This is a genomic window from Paratissierella segnis (assembly GCF_014385195.1).
Classification (GTDB): Bacteria; Bacillota; Clostridia; order Tissierellales; family Tissierellaceae; genus Paratissierella; species Paratissierella segnis.
In genome coordinates this window covers 1-9,376 of record NZ_JACRTG010000009.1, presented here as the reverse complement: position 1 = coordinate 9,376, position 9,376 = coordinate 1, and the positions used below count along the sequence as shown (strand labels likewise).

General features: G+C 32.2%; 7 protein-coding genes and 1 rRNA gene. 7 read left to right on the top strand and 1 reads right to left on the bottom strand.

Translation table 11 applies throughout. The features are described 5' to 3' along the window. Positions 1 to 6: 6 nt before the first annotated feature. From rrf to H8707_RS03475, 7 genes are all read left to right on the top strand, one after another. A 5S ribosomal RNA gene (gene rrf / locus H8707_RS03505) occupies positions 7 to 123 on the top strand. A 175-nt stretch (positions 124 to 298) separates the two neighbouring features. Beyond that, positions 299 to 1,015 (top strand): GntR family transcriptional regulator, encoded by a 717-nt coding sequence (locus H8707_RS03500; protein ID WP_262428773.1) that lies wholly within the window; start codon positions 299 to 301, stop codon positions 1,013 to 1,015. A gap of 215 nt (positions 1,016 to 1,230) precedes the next feature. Next, positions 1,231 to 3,897 (top strand): glycoside hydrolase family 38 N-terminal domain-containing protein, encoded by a 2,667-nt coding sequence (locus tag H8707_RS03495; RefSeq protein ID WP_262428772.1) that lies wholly within the window; start codon positions 1,231 to 1,233, stop codon positions 3,895 to 3,897. Continuing rightward, on the top strand, positions 3,898 to 4,242 hold the full coding sequence (locus H8707_RS03490; RefSeq protein ID WP_262428771.1) for a PTS fructose transporter subunit IIB: 345 nt from the start codon (positions 3,898 to 3,900) through the stop codon (positions 4,240 to 4,242). A gap of 2 nt (positions 4,243 to 4,244) precedes the next feature. Next, positions 4,245 to 5,279 carry a PTS fructose transporter subunit IIC gene (locus H8707_RS03485; RefSeq protein ID WP_262428770.1) on the top strand — a complete coding sequence of 345 codons (1,035 nt, stop codon included), beginning with the start codon at positions 4,245 to 4,247 and terminating at the stop codon, positions 5,277 to 5,279. A 24-nt stretch (positions 5,280 to 5,303) separates the two neighbouring features. Next, a complete protein-coding gene (locus tag H8707_RS03480) occupies positions 5,304 to 5,753 on the top strand; it encodes a PTS sugar transporter subunit IIA (RefSeq protein WP_262428769.1) in 450 nt (149 codons plus the stop codon). A 150-nt stretch (positions 5,754 to 5,903) separates the two neighbouring features. Next, positions 5,904 to 7,646, top strand: coding sequence for a class I mannose-6-phosphate isomerase (locus H8707_RS03475; RefSeq protein ID WP_262428768.1), 1,743 nt, complete (start codon positions 5,904 to 5,906; stop codon positions 7,644 to 7,646). A gap of 70 nt (positions 7,647 to 7,716) precedes the next feature. On the opposite strand, the gene pdxR is transcribed toward H8707_RS03475, so the two are convergent. Continuing rightward, positions 7,717 to 9,159 (bottom strand): MocR-like pyridoxine biosynthesis transcription factor PdxR, encoded by a 1,443-nt coding sequence (pdxR, locus tag H8707_RS03470; RefSeq protein ID WP_262428767.1) that lies wholly within the window; start codon positions 9,157 to 9,159, stop codon positions 7,717 to 7,719. Positions 9,160 to 9,376: the final 217 nt, after the last annotated feature.

The window sequence follows — 9,376 nt, the reverse complement described above, 5'->3', positions numbered from 1 at the left end:
TTTTCGTCTGGTGACGATAGCAAGAGGGAAACACCTGTACCCATACCGAACACAGAAGTTAAGCCTCTTAACGCCGATGGTACTTGAGTGGTAACGCTCTGGGAGAGTAGGAAGTTGCCAGGCTAATAGAAATAAAAGATCCTATTACAAATACAAGTAATAGGATCTTTTATTTCTTAAAAATAGCTTGATTATGATTTTAAAATATGATACTATTAACATTGTTATAACAATATTACTTTAAATGAGAATGTCATATTCCTTGAATTCTTGTATAAATGAACAGGTGGGAATGTATGTGAATATTAATAAATTGCCCTTATATGCAGAAGTTTTTAATGATTTACGTTTTAAAATATATACAAATGAGTGGAAAGTAGATGAACAGATTCCAACAGAAATGGAACTATGTGACATTTATAATGTTAGTCGCATTACCATTAGAAAGGCAATAGATCTTCTTGTGCAGGAAGGGCTTTTATATCGTAAGAGAGCTATTGGTACTTTTGTACGTGGGATGGATCAACAAGAATCCTTAACTTCTATTAAAGGATTCACTCAGGAGATGACAGACCTTGGAAAAGAAGCGCATACTATAAGTGCTTCAATTCAGAAAATACCAGCAAGTAGAAAAATAGCTAATTGTTTAAATATCGAAAGCAATATTCCAGTCATGAATTTGAGGAGAGTTCTTGGTATTTATGAAAGCGCATTTGCTTTTTTTGATACGTATTTTGTGTGTAATGAAAACTATTCTCTAGACAGTAAGGATTATTACGGCTCATTCTATGAATATTTAAGTACTTTTGGAATTATTGTTAACTCAATAAATGAATATGTTGAAGCAGTGCTTCCTGATGATGAACTTATGAAAACTTTAAATATTACAAAATACACACCAATTTTAAAGCGTGTCAGATTTACAAAGGAAATAGGAAAATCTTTTCGTGAATATTCTGAATGCTTTTATGTTGGAAGTGAATATAGGTATTATATAGGTAATGTAGAAAAATAAGAGGGGATGTTGTAATTTTTTACATCATAATGTCATAACATTATAATGTAAAATCAAAATTATAAAAGCTAATAAAATTATAGCAAATATCATTAGACTTATTAAAATTAATATAAAATGAATTTTACGAAAGAATAGTGGCATAACAATTATTAAAAGATTAAACAGATGAAGAAGCCGTTTTATAAAAATAATTGATAGAAGGAGGAAGTAAAATGTCTAAAAAGATTGCTCATTGCATTCATCATACTCATTGGGATTTGATATGGTATTTTACTGTTCAAGATGCAGCTGTACAGTTTAGTTATAATATGAAGGAGATGATAAGGGGGTTTAAGGATGGAAAGATTGTAAATTTCTTTATGGACGGGCAAACTGCACCAATTGATGAATACTTATATATGCATCCGGAAGATGAATTATATATAGAGGAACTAGTAAGAAGTGGAAAACTTATTATAGGTCCGTTTAATTCTCAGCTGGACTGTTTTATTTCGAGTGGAGAGTCAGTTGTTAATAATCTAAGGCTAGGTATTAAAACAGCGAGGAAGCTTGGTACTATATCAAAAATTGCATATTTGCCAGATTCTTTTGGTCATTCTTATGATTTTCCCAAAATATTTAATAAATTTGGGATTAAAGACTTTGTTATTACCAGAGGAGTAGGCGATTCTTATGAACTTGGAAATGAATTTTATATGGAGTCAAATGATGGCAGTAAACTTTTGGTTTGTACTATGCTTTCAGGTTATGGGTATGGTTGTTATGCATTTAAAGAAGGCATTCTATTTGAGGAAGAGGCTAAGGATTATAATAAAATAAGCGTTAAAAGTTTAATAGAACGACTTTTGAAGTTTTCTACAGTTCAAAATGAATTTGTATTTCCGTTAGGTTTTGACCAAAATCCTGCTATATTAGACATTCCTAAAAAAATAGAATTTTATAACAAAAAACAGGATGATATCGTTTTTAAACTTACTACATGGGAAGAATTTTGTAATCATGTAAGAGCAGAGGGTAAAAATTTGCAAACTCATAAAAGCGAACTTTTCTCTACACAATACCATAGAGTACATAAATCAATATTTTCAGCTAGATCAGACATTAAAGGACTTCAAGATAGATGTGAGAGGATACTTACCTATGAACTTCAGCCATTGATGTCAATGCTTGATTCGCTAGGGATAGAATATGATCATGGAATTATAGATAAGGCATGGGAAAATCTTGTTAAATGTCAGACCCATTCTTCTGCAAACCTAACAGATGAAACTAACAATTACATAGAAAGAGAGACAAAGAACGTTTTAAATCTTGCGACTTCTGCAAAAATTTATTTGATGAAGCTTGTTTCTATATCGTTAGAAAAGGATAACAGCGAATCATATCCACTTGTTGTATTTAATACATTACCTGAAAAGAGAAGAATAATTGGTTCTTTTAAAATACTTACAAAAACTCCTAATTTCAAAATACTTGATGAAAATGGAGACAATATTTCCTTTACAGTTGTAAAAAGTATAAAGAAAAACTGTGGTGTACTTCGTAAAGATGCAGAACTTATTGACTATAGTAAATTTTATTATGAAACAGATATTGTTTTTAAGACATGTGAATTCAATGGTATTTCATATAAAACTTTTAGTGTAATAGAGGTAGATGAAGCTAGTTTTAATTTATTTACACAATATGACCGGTTTATAGAAAATAATAGATATAAAATTTATCAGAATCAAGATGGAATTGTCATTCATGATAAAAAACTTGATTTGAAGATTGAAAAAGCAATTTATATAGAAGAATCTGGAGATGAAGGTGATAGTTTTGACTATTCATATCCCGATCATGATCTTATACTTCATGATTATATGGATAATTCAGATGTTGACTACAGAATTTCAAAAGAAATAAGCATAATGAAAATAAAAGGTAAGATGTTGATACCATCTGACTTGTCCAAACGGAAAACCAAAATATGTGATGATGAGATGTTGTATTCGATACAAATATCATTAAAAAAGGACAGCGATGTTATTGAGATAAGTGGAGAAGTTGATAATAAATCAGAGCAGCATCGTGTAAGGATTGTATTTAGGGGTACTAGCAAAAATGAATATTCTTATGCAGGAACGCAGTATGGATATATAAAACGGAAAACAAATCCGGAAGAACTAAAAATATGGAGGGAAGAAAAGTGGTTTGAAGAGCCAAGCCCAACATTTCCTTTATTAAACCATGTATCCATGGTAAATGAAGACTATACTGTAAGTGTATTTACCAGAAGCAGTAAAGAATATGAGTTTATAGGGAATAATTTTTCCGATATATCAATTACCCTTTTCCGATCATATGGTGCACTTGGATATCCTGATTTAAACAGACGTCCAGGGAGGCCAAGTGGACTGGATTATATGGTATTTTCCACTCCGGAATGCCAAATGAAAAAGAAAAACAAATTTGAGCTTGCTCTTTATTTTAATAAAAAATATGACGCTAATAAAATTACGAATGCTTATGTTGAATATGCTTGTGAAGATTCTTATTATCAGAAACAAGATTTCGATAAATCTATTAATCCTATTTCATATTTCCCTACCAATCCTCTAAGCAAGCCTTTGCCAAGAAGCTATGAATTTATGGAGGTAAAAGATTTGGATGGAAGCTTTGGAACAATTGTTAAATCGGATTTATCCGAAAGCTATATTCTAAGACTTTATAATAACAAAAACCATCCATCTAGTGGAGGAGAACTTATCGGATACAATAACGGTAAAGAGGCCTACATTACTGATATGATCGACGAATTAGAAATTGTTGATGTATCTAATAAACTTCCTGAAATGAATGGAGGTGAGTTAAGAATTATTAAAATAAAAAAATGAATGGAGGTAAAAGACATGAAAAAAATTATAGGCGTTTGTGCTTGTCCAGCTGGAATTGCTCATACGTATATGGCAGCTGAAAGTTTGGAGAGATATGGGAGGAAGTTGGGCTACGAAGTGAAAATTGAAACAAATGGTGCAGGAGGTGTAGAAAATCGTCTTGACGAAGACGACATTAAAAATGCTGACTTCGTTATTATTGCAGCGGATACTTCAGTAGAAACGGAACGTTTTATAGGAAAACCTCTCATAGAAACTTCTGTTTCAGAAGCTGTGAGAAATGCTGCTAATATTTTTGAAAAAATAGCAAATAAGGATGTTGAAATATATAAAGGAGGTAGGTAAAAATGAAAAAGTTTTATAAGCATTTGATGTCTGGAGTATCCTATTTCTTACCATTTGTCATTGCAGGAGGGATTATGACCGCTTTTGCGTTTTTGCTTGATGTAAGCAATTCCGCAACAAGTACTTTTGGATCTTCTACTATGATTTCAGCATGGCTTCTCAAAATTGGCGGCATTGGAATGGATTATATGTTTCCTATTATGGCAGCTTATATAGCGTATTCAATTGCAGACAGACCTGCTATTTTGGTTGGTATGATAACGGGTACTCTTGCACGTAATGATGGAACAGGATTTTTAGGAGCAATTGCAGCTGGATTTATAAGCGGATATGTAATTTTACTTCTAAAAAAAGGATTATCAAACCTTCCACGGTCACTTGAGGGAATAAAAACCCTTCTCATATATCCTTTAATTGGGGTTGCAGTAGCTTCTTTGGCTATAACAGGCGTAAATCTTATTGTTGCACCTATAAATATGGGGCTTACTAATTTCCTTACAAGTATAAGTGGAACTAATATAATTATCTTGGGTGCAATCATAGGTATTATGCTTGCCCTTGATCTTGGAGGTCCAATTAATAAGACAGCTTATTTTTTCTCCGTAGCAACATTAACAGCTGCAGATGGATCTGCTGTTCCAAGTGTAATTATGGCAGCATGCGGATGTAGTGCAATGGTGGTAAGTACAAGTTGTGCAGTTGCAGCTACACTCTTCCCTAAAAAGTTTGAGCAGAACTTACGTGATGCCAAGCTAAGTGCTTATATCATGGGACTTAGTTTCTTTGTCGAAGGGGCAATACCTTATGTTATGGCAAAACCTAAGCAAATTCTTCCTGCCTTATGCATAGGTGCGGGGGTAACAGGTGCAATAACAGCTGCATTTGGAATAACACTTGCTGCTCCAATAGGAGGACTTGAAACACTTCCTCTAGTAAGTAATATTCCTTTGTATCTTCTTAGTTTTTTAATCGGTACAGCTGTAGCTGTTGGTATTATTTTTATGTTGATAAGAAAGAATCCTGATGTCGAGGAATGATGAAGAAAAATTGAGGTAGAAAATATGGACTTAATTAATGAGAATTTAATTCAAATTAATGTTATGCTTAAAGATAAAAATGAGGTTATAAATGAACTTGCAGAAATGCTGTATAATGATGAACGTACCTGTAACAAGGAGGGGCTTATTCAAGATATTTTGAAACGTGAAGAAGAATTTTCAACTTCTATGGGGCTTGGAGTGGCTATACCACATGCACATACTGAACACGTAAATAAACCTTCGCTAATATTTATAAAGCTTTCAGAGGCTATTTCGTGGGGAAATGATGATAATGTTGAACTTATATTTGGAATTGCTAATCCATCAACAAATATAAGTAATGATCATTTAAAAATATTAGCAGAACTTGCCAGAAAACTTATGGATGATGAATTTAGAGGTAAACTTGTTTCTATAGAAGATAAAAAAGAAGCGTTAAAAATTGTAAGTTTTTTGAATAATTGTATTTAATTCTAAGTATTTATATGGAATTATTATGGTAAATTAACTTTCTTATCTTCACGGATGTATGAATTGAAATTTCTTATAATTAAAAGAAAGTTAATTTACCTGTTATTTTGAATATGCTGATTTATTATTACAGAATAGAGAGGTAATGAATTGAAACATATAAATAGAAAATCAAATTATAACAAATACCCAATTATTGCATTAAAAGATTGCAATAAGGATGTTTTTATATCGTACGGGGAAATAGGGGAAGAACTTAATGGTCATAAGAAAAATAAATATGTTGTGGATTGTTATCCCGGTGTAGATGATAAAGAGGTTTTAGAAAACCTTAAGAAAGAATTAAATCCGGAGCTTATTTTACTTAGTGAAGATATTTTTTACGATGGTGACACACTTACAAAAATGATGGAGTCTCATTTAACTAATGACAGGGTAAGAGGAGTTATGTATTATGGAAGTATTTTAGATTATGTAGATAAAAATTCTCTTAATGAAATGAAGAATAAGCTTGAAAAAGCGGAGGGAAAAAAGGTTCTTATTTATGGATTTGGTGCAAGTCTTATATCAAAAGGAGATATTCTTATATACGCAGACATGAGTCGCTGGGAGATTCAGCTTAGATATAGAAAAGGAATGCCTAATTTTAAACAGAGAAATTATGATGAAGATATATTAGTAAAATATAAGAGAGGATATTTTGTGGAGTGGAGAATTGCAGATAAGCATAAACGAAGTCTTTTTACTAGTGTTGATTATTGGCTTGATACGAATAAAAGCAATAAACCTGTCATGATTACGGGGGATGCTTTTCAAAAAGCTATGAATGAAGCTGTTAGCCGTCCTTTCCGTACAGTTCCGTATTTTGATCCCGGTGTATGGGGTGGTCAGTGGATGAAAGAAGTATGCGATCTTGATAAGAGCGAGGAAAATTATGCGTGGTGTTTTGATGGTGTTCCTGAAGAAAACTCCATTTTTTTTGAAATAGATGGAAATGTTTTTGAATGTCCGGCAATGAATATTACACTTTCACGCCCTTTAGAGCTTCTTGGTAAAAAGGTTTATGCCAGATTTGGTGCCGAATTTCCTATACGGTTTGATTTTTTGGATACCATAGGCGGACAAAATTTGAGTTTACAAGTACATCCAACAGTTGATTTTATAAAGGGAAATTATGGTATGCCCTATACCCAAGAGGAAAGTTATTATATTCTTGATGCAGAAAAAGACGCAAAGGTATATTTAGGTATTCAAAACGGAATTGATTTGGATGAAATGTTTTTGGATTTAGAAAAGGCACAGGAGGGTAAAATATCTTTTCCAGCAGAAAGATATATAAATACAATCGATGTAAAACCTCATGACCATATTTTAATTCCACCTGGGACAATCCATTGTTCAGGATCTGGATGTATGGTGTTGGAGGTAAGTTCTTCTGCCTATATTTTCACGTTTAAGCTATGGGATTGGGATAGACTGGGTTTAGATGGGTTACCAAGACCTATCCATATCAAAGAAGGAAGGCAGGTCTTAAACCCTAATTACAATAAAGATTTTGTAATGAATGAATTTGTAAATCAAATCAAGCCAATTTACAGTGAAGAAGGGTATATGAGTGAGAAAACAGGGCTCCATCCTTTAGAATTCATAGAAACTATCAGGCATACATTTAAAAGGCCCGTTACATTGAAGATAGATGACAATGTCAGAATGATGAATTTGGTAGATGGTGATGAGATTACAATTTCTTCTCCAAATGATTCATTCCAGCCTTATAAGGTTCACTATGCTGAAACATTTATTATTCCGGCCAATGTATCTTCTATTACAATGGTTCCAACAGGAAAAAGCAAAAATAAGGAGGTAAGGGTTTTAGAAGCTTTCGTTAGATAAAGCTTATAATTCAATTAAGAACATCACAAATTTTTAGGGCGGCCTACCCGCCCATTATCTTCAACAACATTTAAATAAATGGAAGATATTTATTATTTTTAAAGGGCTCATTAAGGATATCATATAAAATATTTACACCCTTTACGATTTCTTCGTTGCTAACGGCACCAAAGCTGATTCTTATATAATTGTTATAAATGTTATTATCTATATAAAATATCTTACCCGGAACAATTGATAAATTGTTCTCATAACATTCTTTATACAATTCAAATGCATCGATTTCTTTAGGTAATTTCAGCCAAAGGCTCAATCCTCCATTAGGTTCCATATATTCGATGCCATAATCCTTTAATTTTTCTAATTCCCCAAGCATTATCTTATATTTTTCAAAATATACTCTTTTAATATTTTCTATATGATTCATCCAATAACCCTTTCTCAAGTATAAATCAAAAGCTCGTTGCAAATACCCTGAAGATGAAATATCCGTAGTATGTTTCGCTTTTAAAATATCCCGAAAAAGCTTATGTGGCAGTGTTATGAAGCCAATTCTAATGCCGGGCATAAATATTTTTGAAAAACTCTTAATATATATAACTTTATCGCTATTATCGAGGGATTTAAGCGGAGTTTTTTTATCACCGAAGCTTAAATCCGTAAGAAAATCATCTTCTATAATATAGAAATTGTAAGTATTGGCCAAATCCAATAATTCACGCTTTTTCTCTTCGCTATAGGAGTATGTAGTAGGACTTTGAAAATTGGTCATTATATATAAGAATTTTGGTTTATACTTCTTTATTAGGGATTTCAATTCAGATATATCAATACCATCTTCATTCATTGGTATGCCGATAATCTTGGCACCTCTCGAATTGAACACTGCAAAAGCTCCGGAATAAGTTGGGTTTTCAACAAATATTGGATCGCCTTGATTGATAAGAGTTTTGGATATGATATCCAAAGCTTGCTGTCCACCGGACGTAATTAAAATCTGGCCTTTATTGACTTTTGTATTGTAATAGTTTAGAAGAAATTTAGAAATTGACTCTCTTAAAGGTTCATATCCATTTATTTCAGGGTATAAAAATGCCAGACCTCCATCTCTATCCAAGACTTCCACTAAGGATTGTTTAAATTCAACAATTGGAAACAGGTCAGGCGTGGGAGACATGCTTGAAAAATTAATGCTATTTTTCGAAATAGGCAATATGCCAGAAATCATTAAATCCAAGTCCCCTTCATCTATATAGGAAATATCAGTAGACGGATGAAATTTTTTTATATAAGTTCCACTACCTTTGATAGTATATATATATCCTTCTTGTTCAAGGAGTTTATATGCATTAACAACAGTAACATTGTTAATTTTTAAATCTTTGGCAAGACTTCGTATGGAAGGTAATTTTTCACCAACTAGTTGATTTTCTTCTATCAATGTTTTAAACTTTTGATATAGCTGTATATATAAAGGGGTATCTATTTCTTTATTTAATTCAAAATTATACATAATTATCCTCCTAATTGTATGGATATGCTTTTATATATAGTATATCAAATTTTAATAAAATGAGAAGAAAAATTCATTGACGGCTGTCAATTGTTATAGATAGTGTAAAGTAGCCTATGAAAAACAGAGTCAAAGAAATTAGGCTCAAATGAACCTAGAAAATTGCAAAATATATTTAAACTTGGTGCGCCGCCACCCTTGACAGCATGCCAAAACA